The organism is Romboutsia sp. 1001216sp1 (assembly GCF_039841805.1).
GTDB lineage: Bacteria > Bacillota > Clostridia > Peptostreptococcales > Peptostreptococcaceae > Romboutsia_C > Romboutsia_C hominis.
This window is the reverse complement of sequence record NZ_JBDPHA010000004.1, coordinates 39,588-62,963: the sequence shown is the minus strand read 5'-3', so window position 1 is coordinate 62,963 and position 23,376 is coordinate 39,588. Positions and strand designations below refer to the sequence as shown.

Annotated in this window: 26 protein-coding genes; 2 read left to right on the top strand and 24 right to left on the bottom strand. The window is 29.4% G+C overall.

The window, feature by feature from the left end; translation table 11 throughout:
* Nucleotides 1-13 precede the first annotated feature (13 nt).
* The 15 genes from ABHC41_RS05775 to ABHC41_RS05705 all read right to left on the bottom strand — a co-directional run bounded on the left by ABHC41_RS05775 (nucleotide 14) and on the right by ABHC41_RS05705 (nucleotide 11,548).
* Nucleotides 14-211, bottom strand: coding sequence for a SpoIIIAC/SpoIIIAD family protein (locus ABHC41_RS05775; protein WP_092924426.1), 198 nt, complete (start codon nucleotides 209-211; stop codon nucleotides 14-16).
* A 10-nt stretch (nucleotides 212-221) separates the two neighbouring features.
* A complete protein-coding gene (locus tag ABHC41_RS05770; protein WP_166505852.1) occupies nucleotides 222-743 on the bottom strand; it encodes a stage III sporulation protein AB in 522 nt (173 codons plus the stop codon).
* Nucleotides 733-1,701 carry a stage III sporulation protein AA gene (gene spoIIIAA / locus ABHC41_RS05765; RefSeq protein ID WP_092924422.1) on the bottom strand — a complete coding sequence of 323 codons (969 nt, stop codon included), beginning with the start codon at nucleotides 1,699-1,701 and terminating at the stop codon, nucleotides 733-735. The genes ABHC41_RS05770 and spoIIIAA overlap by 11 nt, the downstream gene beginning before the upstream one ends.
* 87 nt (nucleotides 1,702-1,788) lie before the next feature.
* Nucleotides 1,789-2,217, bottom strand: coding sequence for a hypothetical protein (locus ABHC41_RS05760; RefSeq protein WP_092924420.1), 429 nt, complete (start codon nucleotides 2,215-2,217; stop codon nucleotides 1,789-1,791).
* Between the two features lie 214 nt (nucleotides 2,218-2,431).
* Nucleotides 2,432-3,667, bottom strand: a complete 1,236-nt coding sequence (gene fabF / locus ABHC41_RS05755; protein ID WP_166505854.1) for a beta-ketoacyl-ACP synthase II — start codon at nucleotides 3,665-3,667, stop codon at nucleotides 2,432-2,434.
* A 15-nt stretch (nucleotides 3,668-3,682) separates the two neighbouring features.
* The gene (acpP, locus tag ABHC41_RS05750) at nucleotides 3,683-3,907 is read right to left on the bottom strand and encodes an acyl carrier protein (RefSeq protein WP_092924416.1); all 225 of its coding nucleotides are present in this window, start codon (nucleotides 3,905-3,907) and stop codon (nucleotides 3,683-3,685) included.
* A gap of 183 nt (nucleotides 3,908-4,090) precedes the next feature.
* Nucleotides 4,091-4,840, bottom strand: a complete 750-nt coding sequence (gene fabG / locus ABHC41_RS05745) for a 3-oxoacyl-[acyl-carrier-protein] reductase (RefSeq protein ID WP_166505855.1) — start codon at nucleotides 4,838-4,840, stop codon at nucleotides 4,091-4,093.
* Nucleotides 4,834-5,790, bottom strand: a complete 957-nt coding sequence (fabD, locus tag ABHC41_RS05740; protein WP_271892381.1) for an ACP S-malonyltransferase — start codon at nucleotides 5,788-5,790, stop codon at nucleotides 4,834-4,836. The genes fabG and fabD overlap by 7 nt, the downstream gene beginning before the upstream one ends.
* A 15-nt stretch (nucleotides 5,791-5,805) precedes the next feature.
* The gene (gene fabK / locus ABHC41_RS05735) at nucleotides 5,806-6,735 is read right to left on the bottom strand and encodes an enoyl-[acyl-carrier-protein] reductase FabK (RefSeq protein WP_166505857.1); all 930 of its coding nucleotides are present in this window, start codon (nucleotides 6,733-6,735) and stop codon (nucleotides 5,806-5,808) included.
* Between the two features lie 10 nt (nucleotides 6,736-6,745).
* On the bottom strand, nucleotides 6,746-7,732 hold the full coding sequence (locus tag ABHC41_RS05730) for a beta-ketoacyl-ACP synthase III (protein WP_195237263.1): 987 nt from the start codon (nucleotides 7,730-7,732) through the stop codon (nucleotides 6,746-6,748).
* Between the two features lie 30 nt (nucleotides 7,733-7,762).
* Nucleotides 7,763-8,770 (bottom strand): phosphate acyltransferase PlsX, encoded by a 1,008-nt coding sequence (gene plsX / locus ABHC41_RS05725; protein ID WP_166505859.1) that lies wholly within the window; start codon nucleotides 8,768-8,770, stop codon nucleotides 7,763-7,765.
* Between the two features lie 11 nt (nucleotides 8,771-8,781).
* The gene (fapR, locus tag ABHC41_RS05720) at nucleotides 8,782-9,339 is read right to left on the bottom strand and encodes a transcription factor FapR (RefSeq protein ID WP_092924404.1); all 558 of its coding nucleotides are present in this window, start codon (nucleotides 9,337-9,339) and stop codon (nucleotides 8,782-8,784) included.
* A 145-nt stretch (nucleotides 9,340-9,484) separates the two neighbouring features.
* Nucleotides 9,485-9,661, bottom strand: a complete 177-nt coding sequence (gene rpmF, locus ABHC41_RS05715) for a 50S ribosomal protein L32 (RefSeq protein WP_071119670.1) — start codon at nucleotides 9,659-9,661, stop codon at nucleotides 9,485-9,487.
* 13 nt (nucleotides 9,662-9,674) lie between these two features.
* Nucleotides 9,675-10,202 (bottom strand): DUF177 domain-containing protein, encoded by a 528-nt coding sequence (locus ABHC41_RS05710; RefSeq protein ID WP_092924402.1) that lies wholly within the window; start codon nucleotides 10,200-10,202, stop codon nucleotides 9,675-9,677.
* Nucleotides 10,203-10,351: 149 nt separating this feature from the next.
* Entirely contained in the window at nucleotides 10,352-11,548 is a 1,197-nt protein-coding gene (locus ABHC41_RS05705; RefSeq protein ID WP_092924400.1) for an acetate kinase, read from the bottom strand.
* 402 nt (nucleotides 11,549-11,950) lie between these two features.
* On the opposite strand from ABHC41_RS05705, the gene ABHC41_RS05700 reads away from it, so the two are divergent.
* A complete protein-coding gene (locus tag ABHC41_RS05700; RefSeq protein WP_271892391.1) occupies nucleotides 11,951-13,231 on the top strand; it encodes a nucleotidyltransferase in 1,281 nt (426 codons plus the stop codon).
* Nucleotides 13,232-13,288: 57 nt separating this feature from the next.
* On the opposite strand, the gene ABHC41_RS05695 is transcribed toward ABHC41_RS05700, so the two are convergent.
* From ABHC41_RS05695 to ABHC41_RS05670, 6 genes are all read right to left on the bottom strand, one after another.
* Nucleotides 13,289-14,680 (bottom strand): FAD-binding oxidoreductase, encoded by a 1,392-nt coding sequence (locus ABHC41_RS05695; protein WP_092924396.1) that lies wholly within the window; start codon nucleotides 14,678-14,680, stop codon nucleotides 13,289-13,291.
* A gap of 11 nt (nucleotides 14,681-14,691) precedes the next feature.
* A complete protein-coding gene (locus tag ABHC41_RS05690) occupies nucleotides 14,692-15,903 on the bottom strand; it encodes an FAD-binding protein (RefSeq protein ID WP_271892395.1) in 1,212 nt (403 codons plus the stop codon).
* 12 nt (nucleotides 15,904-15,915) lie between these two features.
* Nucleotides 15,916-16,704 (bottom strand): electron transfer flavoprotein subunit beta/FixA family protein, encoded by a 789-nt coding sequence (locus ABHC41_RS05685; RefSeq protein ID WP_271892397.1) that lies wholly within the window; start codon nucleotides 16,702-16,704, stop codon nucleotides 15,916-15,918.
* A gap of 16 nt (nucleotides 16,705-16,720) precedes the next feature.
* Entirely contained in the window at nucleotides 16,721-17,995 is a 1,275-nt protein-coding gene (larA, locus tag ABHC41_RS05680) for a nickel-dependent lactate racemase (RefSeq protein WP_271892400.1), read from the bottom strand.
* 18 nt (nucleotides 17,996-18,013) lie between these two features.
* A complete protein-coding gene (locus ABHC41_RS05675; protein WP_092924388.1) occupies nucleotides 18,014-19,567 on the bottom strand; it encodes an L-lactate permease in 1,554 nt (517 codons plus the stop codon).
* Nucleotides 19,568-19,695: 128 nt separating this feature from the next.
* Nucleotides 19,696-20,412 (bottom strand): FadR/GntR family transcriptional regulator, encoded by a 717-nt coding sequence (locus ABHC41_RS05670; RefSeq protein WP_092924385.1) that lies wholly within the window; start codon nucleotides 20,410-20,412, stop codon nucleotides 19,696-19,698.
* A 102-nt stretch (nucleotides 20,413-20,514) separates the two neighbouring features.
* Here ABHC41_RS05670 and ABHC41_RS05665 point away from each other — a divergent pair, with 102 nt between their 5' ends.
* The gene (locus ABHC41_RS05665; protein WP_166505863.1) at nucleotides 20,515-21,714 is read left to right on the top strand and encodes a sporulation integral membrane protein YlbJ; all 1,200 of its coding nucleotides are present in this window, start codon (nucleotides 20,515-20,517) and stop codon (nucleotides 21,712-21,714) included.
* 26 nt (nucleotides 21,715-21,740) lie between these two features.
* On the opposite strand, the gene ABHC41_RS05660 is transcribed toward ABHC41_RS05665, so the two are convergent.
* The 3 genes from ABHC41_RS05660 to rsmD are packed head-to-tail and all read right to left on the bottom strand — an operon-like array spanning nucleotide 21,741 to nucleotide 23,367.
* Nucleotides 21,741-22,265 carry a hypothetical protein gene (locus ABHC41_RS05660; RefSeq protein WP_092924379.1) on the bottom strand — a complete coding sequence of 175 codons (525 nt, stop codon included), beginning with the start codon at nucleotides 22,263-22,265 and terminating at the stop codon, nucleotides 21,741-21,743.
* A gap of 2 nt (nucleotides 22,266-22,267) precedes the next feature.
* On the bottom strand, nucleotides 22,268-22,765 hold the full coding sequence (gene coaD / locus ABHC41_RS05655) for a pantetheine-phosphate adenylyltransferase (protein WP_195237250.1): 498 nt from the start codon (nucleotides 22,763-22,765) through the stop codon (nucleotides 22,268-22,270).
* A 50-nt stretch (nucleotides 22,766-22,815) separates the two neighbouring features.
* On the bottom strand, nucleotides 22,816-23,367 hold the full coding sequence (rsmD, locus tag ABHC41_RS05650; RefSeq protein ID WP_092924373.1) for a 16S rRNA (guanine(966)-N(2))-methyltransferase RsmD: 552 nt from the start codon (nucleotides 23,365-23,367) through the stop codon (nucleotides 22,816-22,818).
* Nucleotides 23,368-23,376 lie beyond the last annotated feature (9 nt).

Below are 23,376 nucleotides of genomic sequence, written 5' to 3'. Positions count from 1 at the left end.
TGTCACCCCCTACTTAGTAAAGCATGAACATCGTCTTTATTGTATCAAATAAAACACTTACCTCTTTTAATACAATTGTAAATGCCATAACTACTCCTACTACAGTGACATATATTTGCCAGTCTTTTCTGCCTGAAGCATCTAATATAGTATTAATTATTGTTATTAAAAGTGCTCCTATACCTAACTTAAATATTAGTGAAATATCCATACTAATCCTCCTATATCAAAATTATTCCTATAGCCAATCCTATAATTGTAGATAATTTTTTATAAACTGCACCTTTTTTATTTATATCTTCTTTAGTTTCATTAGTTATGCCTTTTAAATTTTCTATACATAAATCAATCATTCTAGTTTGAGATTCTATATCACTTTTACCTAAAGCTAATATAAGTTTTTTAACTTCATCAACCTCCTTATCTTGTAAATAGGTTTCTTTTTTTAAAATACTTATATTGTCGTTTAAAATATCTTCTAATATTTTTTCAGTATTATTTGTAAGTCCATATTTTAACTGCATAAAAAACTTATGTGTAAAATATTCTTTCTTTAATGAAAGTCTTTCAAATATTTCTTCTAAGGTATACATACCAAAGTGCAAGTCCATTCTCATTATCTCTAATATTTTTATGAGATCATTTACTTGTTTATGCCTATTTGTATAAGCTTTGCTTATATATTCACCTATTAAGTAGCTACAAGCTACTAAAATACCTATTATTACAATTTTAATTTGCAAAATACCATCTCTTTTCTTCTAAATCATATATTTTATCAATTGTTCCTGGACCTTTTTTAGCAGAAAGTATAATTACTTTTTTAAATAATTCTTTATCTAATAATCTGTTTAACTCTTTTCTATTTTTTATATCTTCTATAGAATCACCATGTACCGTGGTTATTAAGCTAACACCACTATTTAAAGCCGTATATAAGGCATCTATTTCATCTTTACTACCTATTTCGTCTGTTACTATTAAATTAGGTGACATAGATCTAAGTAACATTATTATTCCTATGTCTTTAGGACAAGTTTCTATTATGTCAGTTCTTATACCTACATCCATTTGAGGTATTCCAAGATATGATCCTCCTATTTCATTACGTTCATCTATTAAAGCAACCTTTATACCTTTAAATCCATAATCTTTATTTCCATTACTTAAATTTCTTACTATATCTCTTACTAGAGTTGTTTTCCCACACTGAGGTGGAGATATTATTAAAGTGTTATTTACTGAATTGCTTCCTTTTATGATATGGTTTAAAATTTTATCAGAACATCCTATAACTTCCTTTGATACTCTTATATTTAAAGATGATACATGCTTTATATTTTTAACTTGTCCATCTTCAACTATTGCCTTTCCAACAATACCTACTCTATGACCTCCCCTTAATGTTATAAATCCTTTTTTTATATCATCAATAAAAGAATGTATTGAATATTTGCATATCATTTGAAAACTTTGCTCTATATCATCCTTAGTTACTATGTATGAATCATTATAGCTAGTTTCAAGCTTGTTCAAGTTTATGTTATAAAAATAGTCCTTATTATTTGAGTTTATGATAAGTGGTTTATTACAGCGTAGCCTTATCTCCTCTATACTTATGCCATCTTTTATTATATTTTTAATTTTGTCCCTTACGTTAATGGCTAGTGAATTTATAACTTCATTGCTAAGTTCATACATAACTATCCTCCTCCTTTGTATATATAAATTCTATTAAATAAACATAAAATTTATGACAACAAAAAAAGAAGTCATAAGACTCCTTATCTATTTCCATCTTTTCCATTGTACTATAAATAAAATACCTGCTAAAAATAATGCACTTCCTATACCTATATATACTGGCGACCAGTATATTGGTTTTACAAATGAACTTTCTCTAATAGTTATACCTAATGTCATCATAACAGCCATTATTATATAGCTTTTAGTGTCAAAGAATGAAAATATACATAGTTTTTCTTTATCTTTATCAGCTATCCTATCTCTATGTTTATTAACTAATTTTTTAAATATAAAATTAAAGAATATATAAAATATCACTATAGATACTATTATTGATATTATAACTTTGCTTCTTAAACTTAAAAATACATCAAGTCCAAGTTTTAAAACCATACCTCCTGCTAAAATCCATACTATTCCTGCTATTAATAGTAGATTTTTCTTATAACATCTTGGTGTTAAATTTTCCATATTAAGTCTCATCTCCATCAATTATTCTAGCTTTTTAATTATACCCTTATATTTTTATATAAAACTTTAGATACAAAATATTTTCTATACTAATTTAATTTATGATACATTAAGATTTTGAGTACTTACTTTTATATCTTACAAAAAAACAAGTAAAGTAAATAATCCTTATAATTAAAAATAGACTTTCTACGTTTGTAGAAAGTCTATTTTACTAATATTTCTTTAATACTATAGATGCATTATGCCCACCAAACCCTAGTGAATTTGATAATGCATATCTGACTTCTTTATTTCTTCCTTTATCTAATACATAATCTAGGTCAAGTTCTTCATCTACATTTTGAACATTTACTGTAGGTGGTATAAAGTTATCTTTTATACTCATAGCACAAACTATAGCTTCTATCCCACCTGCTGCTCCTAATAAATGTCCTGTCATAGATTTTGTTGATGACACGCATAAGTCATATGCATTTTCTCTAAATACTGTTTTTATAGCTTGCGTTTCAAGCTTGTCATTGTAGTAAGTAGATGTTCCATGTGCATTTATATAGTCAACTTCTTCTATAGGAACATCTCCGTCCTTTAGAGCCATTTCCATAGAACGAGCTGCTCCTTCACCGTTTTCAGCCGGTGTCGTCATATGGTACGCATCTGCTGTTAATCCATATCCTACAATTTCAGCATATATATTAGCATTTCTTTTTAAAGCATGTTCTAATTCTTCTAGTATTAAAACTCCTGAACCTTCTCCCATTATAAATCCATCTCTATCTTTATCAAATGGTCTTGATGCAGCTTTTGGATCATCATTTCTAGTCGACATAGCCTTCATATTACAAAATCCTGCAAATGCAAGCGGAGTTATAGGAGCTTCACTTCCTCCTGCCACCATAATATCTGCATCGCCTCTTTGTACTATCTTAAAAGCATCTCCTATTGAATGTGTTCCTGATGCACAAGCTGTACATACATTTGTATTTGGTCCCTTAGCACCTAAAAATATAGATACTTGACCTGATGCCATATTTCCTATCATCATAGGAACTAAAAATGGACTTACTCTTTTATTTCCTTTTTCTAAAAGAGTTTTATGTTGTTGTTCTATAGTTTCAACTCCACCTATTCCTGTTCCTATTATTACACCCATACGATCTTTATTTATAGAATCTAAGTTTAGTTTTGCATCTTCTACTGCCATTTTTGATGCAGCTATAGCATATTGAGTAAATTTATCTAATCTTTTTATTTCTTTTTTATTTATATATTCCTCTGGATTAAAATCTTTTACTTCTCCTGCTATTTGAGTTTGGAAAGTACTAGCATCAAATCTAGTTACAGTATCAATTCCACAAACACCAGCTTTTATATTTTTCCAAAAGTCTTCTTTATTATTTCCAATAGGTGTAACACATCCTAAACCAGTTATTACAACTCTCTTTTTCATAGAGAAATACCTCCACTATTTATTAGCTTCTATAAATTTAACTATGTCTCCTATAGATTTGAAGTTTTCTGCTTCTGTATCTGGTATTTCCACTCCAAATTCATCTTCTAAAGCCATTATTATTTCTACTGCATCTAATGAGTCAGCTTCTAAGTCCTTCATTAATGAAGTCTCCATTGTTATTTCCTTATCTTCTACGCTTAATTGCTCTCTTATTATTTCTACAACTTTTTCAAACATTTTTATTTCCTCCTAATTTTTACTTTTCAAAATTTTCAATCTTTTTATTTTGCAACTATACATACATAAAGTTTACTTTGCTAATATCACTAACCATATAACTTCTTATCTACTAATTTAAATCTATTTTCAAATGATTTATAACAAAGTTTTTAATTTATTAACAAAATTTATAAGTTTTTATTATTGCATTACCATTCCACCGTCTACGTTTATAACCTGACCAGTTATATAACTAGACATATCACTTGCCAAAAATACTACTGCATTAGCTACATCTTCTGGTTTCCCAAATTCTTTTTTAGGTATAGTGCTTAACATGCTATTTTTTATATCATCACTTAATACTTTTGTCATATCAGTATCTATAAATCCTGGTGCTACTGCATTTATATTTATATTTCTTGATGCAAGTTCTCTTGCTGTTGATTTTGTAAATCCTATAACTCCTGCCTTAGATGCACAGTAATTCGCTTGACCTACATTTCCTATTACACCTACTACAGATGATATATTTATTATTTTTCCATATTTATTTTTCATCATAGGTCTAGTAACTGCCTTAGTACAATTAAATACACCTTTTAAATTTATATCTATTACCTTGTCAAAATCTTCTTCCTTCATTTTCATAAGTAAGTTATCTTTAGTTATGCCTGCATTGTTTACTAGTATATCAACTCTACCAAATTCTTTTATAGTTTTATTTATCATTTCATTAACTTCTTCAGACTTTGATACATCACATTTTATAACTATACATTTTACACCTAAATTTTCTATCTCTTCTTTTGTTTTTAATGCTTCTTCTTCTTTTGATGTATAGTTTATAACTATATTAGCTCCATTATATGCAAGCTTTTTAGCAATCTCTTTTCCTATACCTCTAGACCCACCTGTTATTACTGCTATTTTATTTTTCAGATTTAACATACTATCTCTCCATTCTTATAGATCTCTACAAATTCTTCTAAAGAATCCATATTCTCTATATTATAAATATTTACATTTTTATCTATATTTGAAGATATCTTCTTTATAAATCCTTTTAAGGTTTTTCCTGGGCCTATTTCTATAAATGTGTCATAACCTTCATTTATTAATTTTTCTATTGAATCTTCCCAAAGTACAGAAGAACTAACTTGTGATATAAGTAAATCCTTTCCTTCATCTTCATAGTATTTTGCATTAACATTTGATACTACACTTACCTTAGGTTTTCTTATGGTTACTTTATTTAGCTCTTTAGATAATTTTATTCCTGCTTCTTTTAGCATTGATGAATGAAATGGACCACTAACATTTAACTTAACAGCTCTTTTGGCTCCATTTTCTTTTAGTAATCTTATAGCTTCATCTATCTTATTATTTTCTCCTGATATAACTATTTGACCTGGAGAATTATAGTTTGCTACTTCAACAACTCCATCATCTATATTATCTATTATGCTTTTTAGCTTATTTCTATCTAACCCTAGTATTGCAGCCATAGCTCCTTTGCCTACTGGGACAGCTTCTTGCATAAATGATCCTCTTTTTTTAACTAAAGAAACAGCATCATCAAAATCAATAGCATCTGTAGCTACTAATGCACTATACTCTCCTAATGATAATCCTAAACATGCATCATATTTTAAGTCTATTTTTTCATTTAATGACTTTAAAAGAGCTATACTATGAGTAACTATTGCTGGCTGAGTATTTTCTGTTTTAGCTAATGTTTCACCATCACCTTCAAACATTATACGTTTTAAATCCATGTCTAAAGCTTCACAAGCTTTATCTATAACTTCTTTAGCTATATTATCATTTTCATATATATCTTTTGCCATACCTACATACTGACTTCCTTGTCCTGGAAATACTAATGCTATTTTACCCATAAGCCACCTCCTGCTTTATAAATCTATGTTTGGCATTATCTCTTTAACTTGGTTGACTATGTCACCTATAATTTTTTTACAAGGCTTAATATCTTTTACTATAGATGCTATTTGACCAGCCATAAACGATCCATTTTCAATGTCCCCATCTATAGTAGCCATTCTTAAAGAGCCTACACATTTTTTATCTATTTCTTCTGGATTTATTCCCTCTTTTTCCATACTAAGGACTTCTTTTGATAATTTATTTTTAAGAGTCCTAACAGGATGACCTGTACTTCTTCCTGTTACTATAGCATCTCTATCCTTAGATTTTATAATCATATTCTTATAATTTTCATGAACACTACACTCTTCACTACATATAAATCTAGTTCCTATTTGAACTCCTTTAGCACCTAAAGCAAGTGCTGCAACAACGCCTCTTCCATCTGCTATACCACCTGCTGCTATAACAGGTATATTAACTGCATCTGCAACTTGCGGCGTTAATACCATAGTAGTTAATTCTCCTATGTGCCCTCCAGCTTCTGTTCCTTCAACTATAACTGCATCTGCCCCTAGTTTTTCCATTCTTTGAGCTAATGCTATCGTTGGAACTACTGGTATAACTTTTACATTTGCTTTTTTAAGCTTTTCCATATACTTTGCTGGGTTACCTGCTCCTGTTGTTATCACAGGTATATTTTCTTCTATTACCAAATCTATTATTTCATCTGCAAATGGAGATAATAGCATTACATTTACACCAAATGGCTTATCTGTAAACTCCTTGCATTTTCTTATTTCTTCTTTTATTATTTCCTTTGGTGCATTACCACCTGCAATAATTCCTAATCCACCTGCATTTGAAACAGCACTTGCTAAATTAGCATTAGCAACCCATGCCATTCCGCCTTGTATTATAGGATATTGTATATTTAATAATTCACAAATTTTATTCATCATTTCCTCCTTATATACTCCACTTAATAACTGAAGCTCCCCAAGTAAGTCCTCCTCCAAAACCAACTAAGACTATATTATCACCCTTTTTGATTTTAGAGCTTCTGTATGCTTCATCCATAGCAACGGGGATTGATGCTGCAGACATATTTCCGCATTTGTGTAAATTTACATAAACTTTATCCATACTTAACTTAAGTCTTTTTGCCGATGCCTCTATTATTCTTATATTTGCTTGATGTGGTATAAGATAATCTATATCATTAGTGTCCAAACCTGCCATTTCTATAGCCTTTATGGATGCATCTCCCATTATTCTAACTGCAAATTTGTATACGTCATTTCCTGCCATTTTTATAGTGTGAAGATTATCCTCTACAGTACTTTTACTAGCTGGAAGCCTAGATCCTCCAGCTGGTATATTTAGGAAGTCTTTACCTCTTCCATCTGCACCAAGGTAAGTAGATAGTATTCCACCATCATTTACTTTACCTATAATAACTGCTCCTGCTCCATCTCCAAATAGGATAGAAGTACCTCTATCAGTATAATCTAAAACCCTTGAAAGTACTTCTGCTCCTATTACCAAGATGTTTCTATAACAGTTAGTTTCTATAAATTGTTTAGCGATAGTTAATCCATATACAAAACCTGAACATGCAGCTGATATATCAAAAGCACAAGCATTAACTGCACCTATTTTTTCTTGTACTAAGCATGCAGTTGATGGAAACGCCATATCTGGTGTAGCAGTTGCTACTATTATAAGATCAATTTCACTTGCTTGTAAATTTGCACATTCCATAGCTTTAAGTGCTGCCTTTACAGATAAATCTGATGTTGATTCATTGGCATCAGCTATTTTTCTTTCACTTATTCCTGTTCTAGTTTTTATCCATTCATCACTTGTATCTAATATTTTTTCAAAGTAAGAATTATTTAGTACCTTTTTGGGTAGATAACTTCCTACGCCCAATATACCAGCTTTTTTGTTCATATATAAATTAACCCTCCATACGAGTTTATTTTATTCTTCGCTTTCTTTATTAACTACTACAAAATCTTTTATATCTTGTAGCACGTTTCCTTTAGCAAATTTTATTCCTTGATTTATGGCATTTTTTATAGCTCTTGAATCTGAACTACCGTGTGCTTTTATAACTCCTCCATTAACTCCTAATAAAGGTGCTCCTCCATATTCAGCATAATCCATAAATGATTTTAATTTTCTTAGGTCATCTTTTAAAAGCATTGCTCCTAATTTACCTTTTGTACTTGATAAGAATGTTTCTTTTAAAAGTCCCATTACAGATATTGCAACACCTTCTGCTGATTTTAGAAGTATGTTACCTGTAAATCCATCACAAACAATTATATCTGTATAATCATTTATTACATCTCTTGCTTCTACATTTCCTATAAAGTTTAAGTCTATATTTTTTAATTCTTCATAAGCTTTTTTTACTAAGTCATTTCCTTTTCCTTCTTCTATTCCTACATTAGCTAAGGCTACCCTAGGATTAGAAAGACCTAAAACTTTTTTAGCATATATATTACTCATAGCTGCAAACTCTACTAAGTTTCTTGGTTTGCAATCTGCATTAGCTCCACCATCAGCTATAAGAGTCATTCCTTTTTTAGCATTTGGTATAGCTGGACATAAACAAGGTCTATCTATACCTTTAATTCTACCTACTACAAATAATCCCCCAGCAAGTAATGCTCCCGTATTTCCCGCTGATATAACTGCATCTGCATATCCTTCTTTTACAAGTCTAAGCGCAACAACCATTGATGAATCTTTTTTAGATCTTATCGCTTTTACTGGCTTATCTTCATTTTCTATAATTTCTGTTGTATGAATTATTTCAAGTTTTTCTTTATCAAAATCATATTTTGAAAATTCTTTTTCTAATATCTCTTTATCTCCAGTTATTACTATATTTATTCCATATTCTTTTATTGCATTAACTGCACCTTCTACATTAGATTGTGGTGCATTATCTCCACCCATACCATCAATTACTATTCTCATACATTCTCCTCCTAATCTAATTCTTCAAATATAAATTTTCCTCTAAATATTTGTTCTTGTGCTTTATTATTAATGACAACTTTGACATAATGCTTTGTACCTACATTTTTGTAGATTTCAGCCTTTGCTATAAGTCTATCCTTTTGTTCTATTAATTTCAAACATTTAACATTTGCAAACCTCATTATTACTTTTGGTGCATCTACTATAGCCATTGCTAATGAGTCTGCCATAGAAAATATATATGTATCCTTTAAAGTATTAGTTTTAGAATAGAGCATATCTTCTGTAATTTCTAGCATAGATATTCCTAATTTCCCTACTGATAAATCAATTATTTCTCCTGTAATTTCCTTAATTCCAAGAGTTTTTACCTTTGAACTTTCTGCTTCTGCAATATTTTTTACTCTCTCCCTAAGTTCAGGTATATTCAGACTCATTCTATCTAGCCTTATAGTTTGAATACTAACTTCAAATAGGCTAGCTAACTCTTCGTCTGTATAAAAAGGGTCAGCCTGTAACATTTCTATTAATTCCTTTTGTCTTTGGGCTTTACTTTTCTTTTTCATATTACCTCCAAGTTTTTATAGCTGTAATTAGTACCAGCTACTAATAGTAGTATATAGTATCACAATAAAATTATCAATACTTTTTTATTATTTTTTGTTTAAACAAAAAAAACATGTAGAGTAATCTACATGTTTTTAGAAGTTATTATTCAGATACAACTTCTTTACCTTTATAATATCCACAGTCTGGACATACTCTATGTGGTAATTTTGGCTCATGACATTGTGGGCAACTTACAAATCCAGTTGCTACCATTTTAGAGTTAGCTGCTCTTCTCATTTTAGTTTTTGATTTAGATGTTTTACGCTTTGGTACTGCCATTTACGCCACCTCCTTAGTCGTTTTTAAATATATCTTTTAATTTAGCAAAACGGGGATCAATATTCTCCTCGTCGTTCGCAGTTTCAGTGCAAGAACAATTTTCTTTATTAAGATTTGCTCCGCATCCTTGACAAAGTCCCATACAATCTTCATCACAAAGAACTCTTGGTGGTATTTTAAAGTCTAATGTTTGTTGTATAAGTTCTATAATATCTACAACTTGTCCATCATAGATGAATGCATCATCATCTTCAAAACTATCTTCATCATAGTCTTCTTTTACTAAAAAACCATTTATAGAGTATTCTATTGGTACTTCGACATCTTCTAAGCATCTTGAACATTGGTCAAGAATTGTAAAATCTACATCTACATCTAGGTATAATCCATTTTTAGTAGATGATATTTTACCATTTAAATTTATTGGTGAAACTAACTTATAGTTGTTATCACAATAACTAATAGTATCAACTTTTTGAGAAAAATTCAAGTCTAATTTGTCAGTTTCTCTTCTTATTAATTTATCTAGACTGATTTGCATTGTATTCACCTCAATCCACTACCAATTTATTATACAAATTTAGTAGATGTTTGTCAAGTATTTTTACTTGATAGATATTTTGAAAATGTTGTAAGACATAGTTTAAGGTAGGCTTTAACCTACCTTAAATATATTATAACCTATTACAATTATTTTACTAATGCAACAGTATCTCTTGCTATCATTAACTCTTCGTTAGTTGGTATTAATAATATCTTAACTCTAGAGTCTTCTGTAGATATTACTCTTTCTTTTCCTCTAACTTTGTTAGCTTCTTTATCTAAGTTCATTCCTAAGAATTCCATGTTAGAAGCTATTGATTCTCTTATTTCTATACCATTTTCACCAACACCAGCAGTAAATACAACAGCGTCAACTCCGTTCATTTCTGCAGCATAAGCTCCTATGTATTTTTGAACTCTTTGAACGTATGCATCTAAAGCAACTTGAGCTTTTTCATCACCGTTTGAAGCAGCTCCTTCTATATCTCTAAAGTCACTAGATATACCAGTCATTCCGTATACACCTGACTTTTTGTTCATTAAATCAGATAATCCTTTAGCATCTAATCCTTCTTTTTCCATTAAGAATGGTAATATAGCAGCATCTATATCTCCACATCTAGTTCCCATTATTAATCCTTCAAGTGGAGTGAATCCCATAGATGTATCAACACACTTACCACCATCAACAGCAGCTATAGAAGCTCCATTTCCTAAGTGACAAGTTATTATCTTAACGTCTTCTATGTTCTTTCCAAGCATTGCAGCAGCTCTTTGAGATACATACTTGTGAGAAGTTCCGTGGAATCCGTATCTTCTTACACCGTACTTAGTGTATAATTCATGAGGTAATCCGTATAAGTAAGATTTTTTAGGCATAGTTTGGTGGAAAGCAGTATCAAATACTCCTACCATTGGTACACCTGGAAGTATTTCTTCACAAGCTTTTATACCCATTATGTTAGCTGGGTTGTGAAGTGGTGCTAATTCTACACACTCTTCTAATGCAACCATAACTTCGTCAGTTATCTTAACTGAACCAGCGAACTTTTCTCCACCGTGAACTACTCTGTGTCCTACAGCTTCAACTTCGCTTATTTCTTTAACTCCACCGAATTTAGCATCAACAACACCGTCTAATACTAACTTTATAGCATCTTGATGGTTTTTCATTGGTTGTTCTATTATTAATTTACCTTCAACACCATCTTTTTCTTGCTTAAGTATAGAACCTTCTATACCTATTCTTTCAACTAATCCTATACATAAAACTTCTTCATTTGACATATCTATTAATTGATATTTTAATGAAGAACTACCACAGTTTAATACTAATACTTTCATTAGTATACCTCCTTAAAATTTTATGAATAATATGTAAAAAGCCTTTTAGGCTAACATTTACAATTTACTTTTTGTATACAGTAAACATTCTTTAACACTAATTAATATATCACTTTTTATTATAAAAGTACAGTACATTATCTATTTATTTGAAAATTTATTAAATTTGGTTCATAAATTAAAAGCATAAGTTTTATTATATATAAATAGTATATTGACTTTATTTAATATATTTTATATTTATATATTTACTTCATTTAAATATTTTTGCTTAACATAGATTATTTTTCTCTATTTGTTATAATATTATAATATATTATTTAAATTATTTTTTACAATATAGTTAGATTTCTACATATATTGTAATTACTCTATTATAATATTAACACAAGGAGAATCATTATGAATATACTTGGAGTAATAGTTGAGTACAATCCATTTCACAATGGACATTTACACCATTTAAATAAATCTAGACAGCTAACAAAAGCTACTCACACAGTCGCTATTATGAGCGGAAATTTTTTACAAAGAGGTGAACCAGCCTTATTTGATAAATATACTAGAGCTTCTATCGCAGTTGAAAACGGTGTAGATTTAGTTCTTGAACTTCCTACTTTATATGCTTGTCAGTCTGCTGAAATATTTGCCCACGGTGCAATAACAACTTTAAATTCATTAAATTGTATAGATTCAATTTGTTTTGGTAGCGAAGAAGGAAGTATTGATGTTTTGTATACTATAGCTAAAATACTAGTTGATGAGCCAAATGAATTTAAAGTAAATCTAAAGAAATACTTAGATGAAGGTATGCTTTATCCTAGTGCACGTAGCATGTCTTTATTTGACTATATATCTAAACATAATTTGATAGATATATCAAAAGATAAACTTTTAAATGTATTAAATTCCTCTAATAACATTTTAGGTCTAGAATACATAAAATGTCTACTAAAATTAAATAGTAATATAAAACCTTTTACGATTTCTAGAGTACAAGCTTCATACAACTCTGAAAATATAACTAGTAGTATTTGTTCTGCTACTGCCATAAGAAAATCTTTAAAAGATTACAATGAGTTATCACTTATAAGTAATGTAGTTCCTAGCCAAACTTATAATATACTTAATGAAAAAATTAATAATAATTTTTTACCTATGTTTGATGAAGCTTACTTTGATATTATAAAATCTATTGTAGCTAGAGATATTAGTATATTAGATAAATATTTTGAAGTTAACGAAGGAATAGAAAATAAAATATACCAAAATATATTTAGGTCTAATTCTCTTGATGAACTTCACTTATCTATAAAAAGCAAAAGATATACATTAACTAAAATAAAAAGAACTCTTAATAATATACTACTTGGAATAACTAAAGAAGATATAAGTTACGTTAAAGATATAAATGCCGTTCCTTATATAAGAGTTCTAGCTTTTAACGATAGAGGTCGGGAAATATTAAAAGCTATTAAGAAAACTTCTGAAGTAAATATAGTAAATAAATTATCTAAAGCGTCATTTTCTATGAATGATAAATTATTTAAGACTTTGCTTGATTATGATATAAGATCGAGTAACATATATAATTTAATTTACTATAAAAACAATCCTGATTTATTAAAGGGTCCTATGGATTATTATATATCTCCTATTTACATTAAAAATAATAAAAATTAAAATCTATTTACAAATAAAAAAGCACAGTTTATTCTGCGCTTTTTTATTTAGTTTAAATTAGTATATTTTACTTGGATTTAATATATTTTTATGATCAAAAGCAGTTTTTATACTTTTTATAAGATCCATATAAGACTCACTTTGAGATTCATGTAAATATTCTTTTTTAGCATAGCCTATTCCATGTTCTCCTGAGACTTGCCCTCTAAGTTCTCTTGATTTTTCATACATACAATCAAAGCTTTCTTTTAATTTTAACTTCCAAGTTTCATCATCCATACCATCTCTTAATGTATAAACATGAAGATTACCGTCTCCTGCATGCCCAAAACTCTTTATTCTTACATTTAATTCTTTTTGTAAATCATGAGTATATCTTATAAAATCAGCAACTTTATCTCTAGGTACTACAACATCACATTCGTCCATTTCTGTTGTAGATGCTTTTATAGCTTCTAAAAATGCTCCTCTTGCTGACCATATAGATTCATTTCTTTCCTGTGTATCAGATATAAATACATCATATGCCCCATTTTTTAAGCATAAGTGGGCAACTTTTTCATATTCTTTTTCTATATCTTCTTTACTATTTCCATCAAATTTTAATAGTAGATACGCATCTGAAGTATTATCAGGGAAAGACTTTCCTAAAAATTCTTCTGCTGCAAGTATTACATCTCTTTCCATAAATTCTATCGCTGTTGGTATTGACTTTGATTTTATTATTTTAGGTACAGTTTCTATTGCTGTTGGTAAATCCTTAAAAGGAATTAATAAACTTATATCTTTTTTAGGAAGAGGTAAAAGTTTAAGTATTGCCTTTGTTACTATTCCTAATGTACCTTCTGAACCTACAATCAAATCTTTTATACTATATCCAGAACTATTTTTTACTACTTTTCCTCCTATATTAACAATATCACCATTAGGAAGTACAACTTCAAGTCCTCTTACATAGTCTCTTGTAACTCCATATTTAACAGCTCTCATTCCCCCTGCATTAGTGTTTATATTTCCACCTATTGTGGCACTTTTTTCACCTGGATCTGGCGGATAAAATAAATCTCTTTCTTGAACATATTGTCCTATAGTCATCAAAAGCACTCCTGGCTCTACTGTTAATGTTAAATTTTCTTCATCTAATTCTAATATTTTATTCATTTTGCTTAAATTAATCATTATACCACCATGAATTGCTACAGAAGCACCAACAAGCCCTGTTCCTTGTCCTCTTGGTGTTACAGGTATATTATTTTTATAGGCATATTTCATTATTTTAGATACTTGTTCTGTATTATATACATTAACAAGTACTTCTGGATATTTTTCCACTCCTCCTAATTCATCATGTGAAAAATCTTCACTTATATCTTCGCCTGCAAAGACTTCTTCTTCTCCACAAATATCTATTAAAAATCTAATATCATCATTATCTATTTTTTTATACATAGCTATTCCCCCTATTCTTCTACGGATAATGCCACTTCTAATTGCTTTTGTTCTATTTTTTCTATTAATTTAGGAACAATCTCATATATATCACCTACTAATGCTAAATGAGCAACATCAAATATCGGTGCTTTTTCATCTTTATTTATTGCTACTATGTAATCAGAACCTTGCATACCTGCTACAAACTGAACAGCCCCAGATACCCCACACGTAATTATAAGTTTAGGTTTTACAGTTCTTCCACTAAGACCTATTTGTCTTCTTGGGTCTATCCATCCAGCTTCTATTAATGGTCTTGTTCCTGCAACTTGTGCTCCTAGTCTATCTGCTAATTTATATATCATATCCATATCATCTTGCTTTTTAATAGCCCTACTTGCAACTACTATAACTTCTGCTTCTTCAAGACCTACCTCTTTCGTTTTAGGTTTACTATCTAATACATTTATATTTGATACTAATTTTTCCTTACTAATACTACATAATGTTATCTTTCCATTTGGACTTTCAACTTCTTCTGGTTCTGAGAATATTTTATATCTTACTGTAGCAAACTGTGGTCTATTATTTGGAGTATGAATATGAGCCATTATATTTCCTCCAAATGCTGGTCTTATTTGATCTAAATCTGTATTTTCTTGAATATCAAGTATTGTACAATCTGCCGTAAGCCCTGTTTTAAATCTAGCCGCAAGTCTTGGTGCTAAAGATCTTCCAAGTGTAGTTCCCCCTACTAACATTATCGTAGGTTTTATATTATTTATAAAATCTTCAACTGCTCTAGAGTATGGCTCTATTCTAAAATGTTCAAATTCTGGATTATCATAAACAAATACTTGATCTACTCCATAAGATATTAATTTATCACATTTATCTTTTATATCTTTACCTACAAATACACAATATACTGGATGATTTACTTTCTTAGCCATTTCACGAGCCTTACCTATAAGTTCATAAGTTACAGGATGTATATCTCCTTCATGGTGGTCTACATATACAGCTATTCCTTTCCATTCATCCTTGTTTATCTCTTTTTTTAGATTTTCTACAAATTCAAAAGCTCCTTTTGGTCCCTTTTTAACACAAATCTTACACATTTTACAAGCTGAATTTATTTCTATTTTTTGGTCAATTAATTCTATGGCATTAAATGGACACAATTTTAAAACTTCATCTATATTATCTATTTTCTCTTGATTTATTACTACTTTAGCCATATAAATCCCCCCTTATATTAACTTTAACTCCTTAAGTTTATTTGCTAACTTTTCACTTATTTCTTCACTACTTCCTCTTAAAATTTCTTTTTCATTATTAGAAGTTGGAGGGAATATTCTTAATACTTGGGTTGGCGAACCATTAAGTCCATAATTGTTTTCATCTTGATCTTCAAAGTCACTTAAACTATACATAGGTATTTCTCTATTTTTAGTATCTAGCTTTAATTTAAAAGAAGGTAATCTCGGTTCATATATGCCCTTTTCAACAGTTATTAAACATGGATAATTTATTTCACATTCTTCTAATGTATTTGGCATATCACACTCAACTACTATACTTTTATCTTTAATTTCTATTATTTTAGTTACATTTGTAATATGTGGTATATTTAAAAATTCAGCTATTTCTGGTCCAACTTGAGCTGTATCTCCATCAGTAGTTTGCTTTCCACATATTATTAAATCTGGATTTCCTACTTTTTTTATACCTTGAGATAGTGTATAAGAAGTTGCAAGTACATCAGCACCTGCGAATTTTCTATCACTAAGTATAGCTCCCTCATCTACTCCCATCATAAAACTTTCTTCTACAATTTGTTTTGCTTGTGGTGGTCCCATTGTCAATACTTTTAAAGTCGCACCTTTTTTTTCTTTTATTTTAAGTGCTGTCTCTAATGCGTATAAATCATATGGATTCATTTTAGAATCTACACCATCTCTTTTAAGCACACCTGTTTTTTCATCTACTTCAACTTCAGAAGTTCCTGGAACTTGCTTAATACATGTTAAAATTTCCATACTTTATCCCCCTTAACTATTTAACTATTACAGATACTCCATCAGGAATAACTACAACCTTTGAATCCCTTCCCTTTATATGAAATGCCATATTTAAAGCATCTTCAAAGTTTGATGCATGCTTCATATGCATATTCTCTATCATATCTTTATCACACTTATCTGTAACCATTATTACAGTGTAATTTTCAAGTATTCTAGCTAATATTTGAAACTCCCATTGGTCAGGTACAGTATCTCCCCTACTTACCTTTCTTACTTTTTCTAAAACTTCTTTTGGTGATTTAGCATTTGCTATATTATCGTAAAAAGATTGACCTCCATGACCATCATTGCAGGCAGATATCATAATTATTACTCCACCTTCATTGCAAGTAGCTTCTGCTGCAGTCATTCCTTTTACAGACTGATATATATTTTGATCAAGAGGATACCCTCCATTAGTACTAACAACTATATCAGCTTTATGAGATTTAACTTTAGATAACTCTGTTACAAATTCACATCCTTTTCTATGTGCTTTTTCTACATCTCCAGCAAAAGATGCTATAACTTTTTTATCTTGGTCTATTACAACATTTAGTATAAAAGCGAGATTTGATACTTTAGCTGCATATACCATATCCTCGTGAATAGGATTATTTTGTAGTGTTCCAGTTCTGGCATTTTCACTATCTATAAAGTCACTACAGTGGTTATACATTATAGTTTTTGCTGATGCTATACCTGGTAATATACTTTTTCTACCTCCAGAAAAACCTGCAAAAAAGTGAGGTTCTATAAAACCTTCTGCTATTAATAAATCTGCTTCTTTAACTAGTTTATTTAGATATAAATCTCCACCAGATGGCAATACTCCCATTTTTTCCATTTGAGAATCATCTGTTGATATATGCATTATTATTTCTTCATTTTCTACTATTTCCTCACCCATTTTATAAATCAATTCTTCTTTTGTACTTTCTCTGTGAAACCCTGTAGCAATTAATATTTTTATACTTGCATCTTTATTTACTTTTCTTATTCTTTTTAAGATTATTGTCATGGTAATTTTGCTTGGTACAGGTCTTGTGTGATCACTAGTTATTATGACGATACTTTTTTTATCTTTTGCTAATTCTTCTAATTTCTTAGAGCCTATTGGATTGTCTAATGAATTTTCTACTATTTCTTCTTGAGTTCTATTGACTTTATATGTATGTGCTTTAGATTGAAGTGTCATTACGAAATTTTCATCTGGAATATTTAAAATCATTCCCTCTTTAGAATATGGAACTTTTAAAGTAGGCATATTTTCCCCCTTATATTTTTATATCTGTATATAACTTCCAAAATAAACTAATACTCCTAATATTACTACATATCCTAAACAAAATTTAAGAGTTGAGTTTAAAATTTTACCTTCTTTTCCTATTAACCCAGTAGCAGATGTTGCTATAGCTATACTTTGAGGTGATATCATTTTTCCTGCTGTTGCCCCTGCAGTATTTGCTGCTGCTATCCAATATGGGTCTATGCCTAGAGATGTAGCTGATTGAGATTGTAAACCTCCAAACAATATATTTGCTGATGTGTCACTACCTGTTACAAATGTACCTATTGAGCCTAAAAGTGGTGATATTACAGGATAAAATGATCCAGTTATTGCGCTTAGTCCAAAAGATATTGATGCTGTCATTGTGCTGTAAGACATAAGTTTTGATATAGCAACTATAGATGTTATAGTTATAAAAGATTTAGATAATTGTTTTACAGTTCTTATAAATACATTTATCATAGTAGATACTTTTACTCTTTGTATTAATCCACCTATAAATGTAGCAACTATTATTACAATACCTGGTGTATTTATCCATATGAATTCAGTTGTTGCGGCTCCTTCTCCTGTGTATATTTTAAATTGACTTGCAAATCTAGCTAAAAATTCATTTATAGATGTGAACAATGGACTTGCTGCTAAAATTAAAACACATAGTAATATGTATGGAAGCCAAGCTAATATACCCTCTTTTGTACTTACACTGACTTTTAATGCTACACTTCCTTTTATTCTATTTTCTTCTTCTGACATATCTTTTCTTTTATTCATTGCTTTTGCCATAAGAATTGTAATTAGCATACTACATAAACTTCCTATAAGAGCAGGTAATTCAGCTCCTAGATACTTTGCTACAAATATTTGAGGTAATGCAAATGCTACCCCTGATGCTAAAGTTATTAAAAATACTCCTTTTAATGCTTTAAGGCTTTTCTTTGTTAAAATTACTAATACAAAAGGTATTACTATTATGAATGGTGCTAATTGAATTGCTGTTAAATAACTTAATCTCATTACGTCTAGTCCCGTCACTGATGCTAATGTACTTACAGGTATGCCTATTGCTCCAAAAGCTGTTGGTACTGTATTAGCTATAAGACATATTATAGCTGCAAATATGGGATTAAATCCTAAAGATGCTAATATACTTGCTGGTATTGCAACTGCTGTGCCGTATCCTGCAACAGCTTCTAAAAAACCTCCAAATCCCCAAGCTAGTATAAGCACTTGTATTCTGTCATCTGTTGTAATACTAGATAACATTTTTTTCATAGTATCCATAGTTTTAGTTTCAACTGCTAAATTATAAGTAAATAGCGCTGCAACTATAACTAAAAGAATTGGCCATAATGCAACTAATACTCCTTCTATAGATGCCGTAATAGCATCTACAAATGGCATTTTCCAAAATACCATAGCTATAATAAATGTTAATATAACTGTTGCAAAGCAGGTTTTATGTGCTGGTAGTTTCATTATCCCTAAGGATACAATTAACCATATTATCGGTATTATAGCTATTAAAAATAATACATACTCGTTCATCAAGTACCTCCTATATATTTTATTTTATGTCGGTAACTTGAATGATGGTCAGTGGTATTACCACTTATATTTTATATAATATAAGAGATATTTATAAACCGCAATAATTGATTGAAAATTAACAATTTTCAACCAATAGTTTTTATATAGCTTTCTCTTATATTTTCCATATGTCTTTTCATCTCTTCATAAGCTAATATCGGATCATTTTTGCTTATTCCTTCATATATCCTTCTATGATTTTCAAATAATAGTTCTTCATCTCTATAATTTTCTATAATTTTTTCTCTTGCATCTTCTATAAACCTTTCAAATAGTTTAGATGATGTTATAAATACACTTTCTATAAGATAATTTTTACTTATAGATGCTATTTTATTGTGAAATCTTTGATCAAGTTGGATTATTTTCTTACTATTGTATTTTTTCATACTATTTTCTTTTCCCATTGCACCTATTATATTTTTTAATTCTTTACAGTCTTCTTTTGTTGCTTTTATTGCTGCTATTTTTACGGTTTGTAATTCTAATACTTCTCTTAGTTCCAATACATTTTGCCATGTACCTTCATTTAATTTAAATACCATAGATAGAGGTTCTATTAGTGACTTTTCTATATTAGTACATATAAAGTTTCCATCGCCTTGTTTGCTTTCAACCACCCCCATAGTCTCTAATACCCTTATTGCTTCCCTAATAGATGTTCTACTTACACTCATCTGCTCTGATAATTCTCTTTCCGATGGGAGCTTATCTCCTTTTTTTAATTCCCCATTTAAGATTTTATCTTGTATTTGTTCTATTACAAGTTCATAAACTTTCTTATTTGAAATATTAACAAACATGATATCCCCCTTAAATTTATATTATTTATATATTTTTTCTCATATATATCTTCTTCCTTAAATATACTTGTCTTATACTATATATTTTATTAGGTGATGCTTATGAAGAAAAGAAAAATTATATGTTTTTTTGTTCCTATATGTATCGTTTTATTAATTATACTTGGAATAATTATTTTTCCTAATGATTCCTTAGAGGCTGCTAAGGAAGGCATAGAAATTTGGACCACAATACTAATACCTTCTTTACTTCCATTTATTATAGGTGCAAACTTGATTGTTGATTTAAAAATCGTTGATATAATTGGGTTTATAATTAACCCTTTTACTAAGTTTATCTTTAATGTTTCTGGGAAAAGTGCCTTAGTCTTTCTTATATCAACAGTTTCTGGCTATCCTGTAGGTGCAAAACTTGCCTCAGAACTTAGGCTTAATTCTCAAATTTCTAAGGATGAAGGGCAAAGGCTAATTTCTTTTTGCTCTACATCTGGGCCACTATTTATAATAGGTGCTGTAGCAACTGGTATGTTTAAACATCCCAATCTTGGTTATTTAATGATTATTTGCCATTACTTAGGGTCTATATCTATAGGATTGTTTTTTAGAGGTTACGGTAAAGATATTATTTCTAGTTCATCTATATCCCTAAAAGCTAATATTAAAAATACAATAAATACTCGTTTCTCTAATGGTCAAGGCTTTTTTGTTCTATTTGGAAATGCTGTAAATAGTGGTGTTAATACATTACTTATGATTGGCGGTTTTGTAATAGTATTTTCAGTGATTTTTAAGGTACTTACATTATTTAAAATAGTTGATGTCATTGCTTTTATCTTATATATTCCTCTATCTCTTTTAGGATTTACAAAAGAACTTTGTTACGGTCTTATAAGTGGCTTATTTGAAATAACTATAGGTTGTAATAAAATATCATCTGTATCTAATGTTTCAGAAGCTTTAAAAGCCTCTCTAGCTAGTTTCTTAATAGGGTTTAGTGGTATTTCTATACTTGCCCAATGTTGTACCTTTATATCAAAAACAGATATTAGCGTACCTATATACATATTAAGTAAATTTTTTCATGGGATTATATCAGGGATTCTTACATTTTTACTATATCCTTTAATAGAATCAATTTCACTTGTTTCCAATTTCTCTAACACTTATAATTATATCTACCATGGTGGTGTATCTAATTTTTATTTGTCTAATTACAATACAGTACTTTTAGTAATATTTATAGTTTATATTTTAAATCTTCTTTCAAGGCTAGAAAAGATCGCTATAAAAAAAGAAAGCTAACACTTTCTTTTTTTATAGCCTTTATATTATTGTTCTGGATTTAACTCTAATCTATCTCTTGATATTTCTTCTAGTAAATCCTTTATATTATGTTCTAAACTTAAAAGTACATTATCAGCATACTCTATAGATCCAAGTCTTATTTCACCTGCTATTCTTTCTGCTCTTGCTATCATTTCTTTAGCTTGTAATTCTGCTTTTTGAATAGGTTCACTTGATTCTAAGTAAGCATTTAAAATTTCATCAGAATTTTTCTTTAACTCTTCTACTTTTTCATTGTACTCATCTTGTATTCTTTGTGCTTCCTTTTTAGCTTGTTCCACTAATTCTTGTGCTTCTATTTTTGCATCATTTATTATTTTGTGTCTTTCTTTATTAATCCATGTTGCTTGCTTTACTTCTTCTGGAACTAATGATTTTATTTCACCTATAACACCTAATACTTCATTTTTATCTATACCAGACTTTTGAGAAAAAGGTATTGAAGATGCATTATTTATCATACTTTCTAATTCATCTAACAATTCAATTATTTCTAAATCTACATACATAGTTACTTCCCCCTATTAGTTTTTCTTTTAAGTTCTTCTAATACAACTTCTGGAACTAAGTTTTTTATATCTGCATCAAAGTTTAATACTTCCTTTATTAACGAGGAGCTTATAAATGAATACTTTGGATTAGTTGCTAATATTACAGTTTCAATATTATGATTTAATTCTTTATTCATGTGAGCCATTTGCAGTTCATACTCAACATCAGTACCATTTCTAATTCCTCTTACTAAAGTATCTATACCATGTTCTTCACAATAATTTACTAAAAGTCCATTAAAACTTACTATTTTTATATTATCAAGATGATTAGTACATTTTTCTATAAGTTCTACTCTTTCTTCAAAAGTGAACATTCCCTTTTTATTAGGATTATGAAGCACCCCTATTTGCAACTCATCAAATATTTTAGAAGCTCTACATATTATATCTAAGTGTCCATTAGTTATTGGATCAAAGCTTCCTGCAAATATAGCTTTTCTTATTTTTTTATTCATCTTTTTGCTTAGCCCTCCATTTTAACATTGATATTAGGATTTTATATATTCTATTTTAACTTATAAAATGTTAAAGTTGTATTCCCATACTTTTTGTCTCTACTTTTTTCTAAACTGCCTATTTCTTCTGGGAATTTATCTTTAGTATCATGTTCGACTACAATTATACCATCTTCTTTAAGTATATTTGCATTGTCTATTTTTTCAAGAGCATCAATAAACATGTCTTTATAATATGGAGGATCCATAAATATAACATCAAATTTATTATTTTTTATTTTAAGCTTACTTATAGCATCTTTGAAATCTAAGTTTAAGACTTCACTTTCATTTTCAAATCTAGCTTTCTTTATATTGGATTTTACCAAAGCTATACTCTCTCTACTTACATCCACAAAGGTACATTTTGAAGCACCTCTAGATAAACACTCTATTCCTAAAGAACCAGTTCCAGCAAATAAGTCTAATATGTTACTTTCCATCATATATGGATTTATCATATTAAATAATGATTCTTTAACTCTATCTGTTGTTGGTCTTACATCTTCATTTTTAGGAGTATTTAACTTTAATCCTCTTACTTTTCCTGATATTACTCTCAACGTACCTTC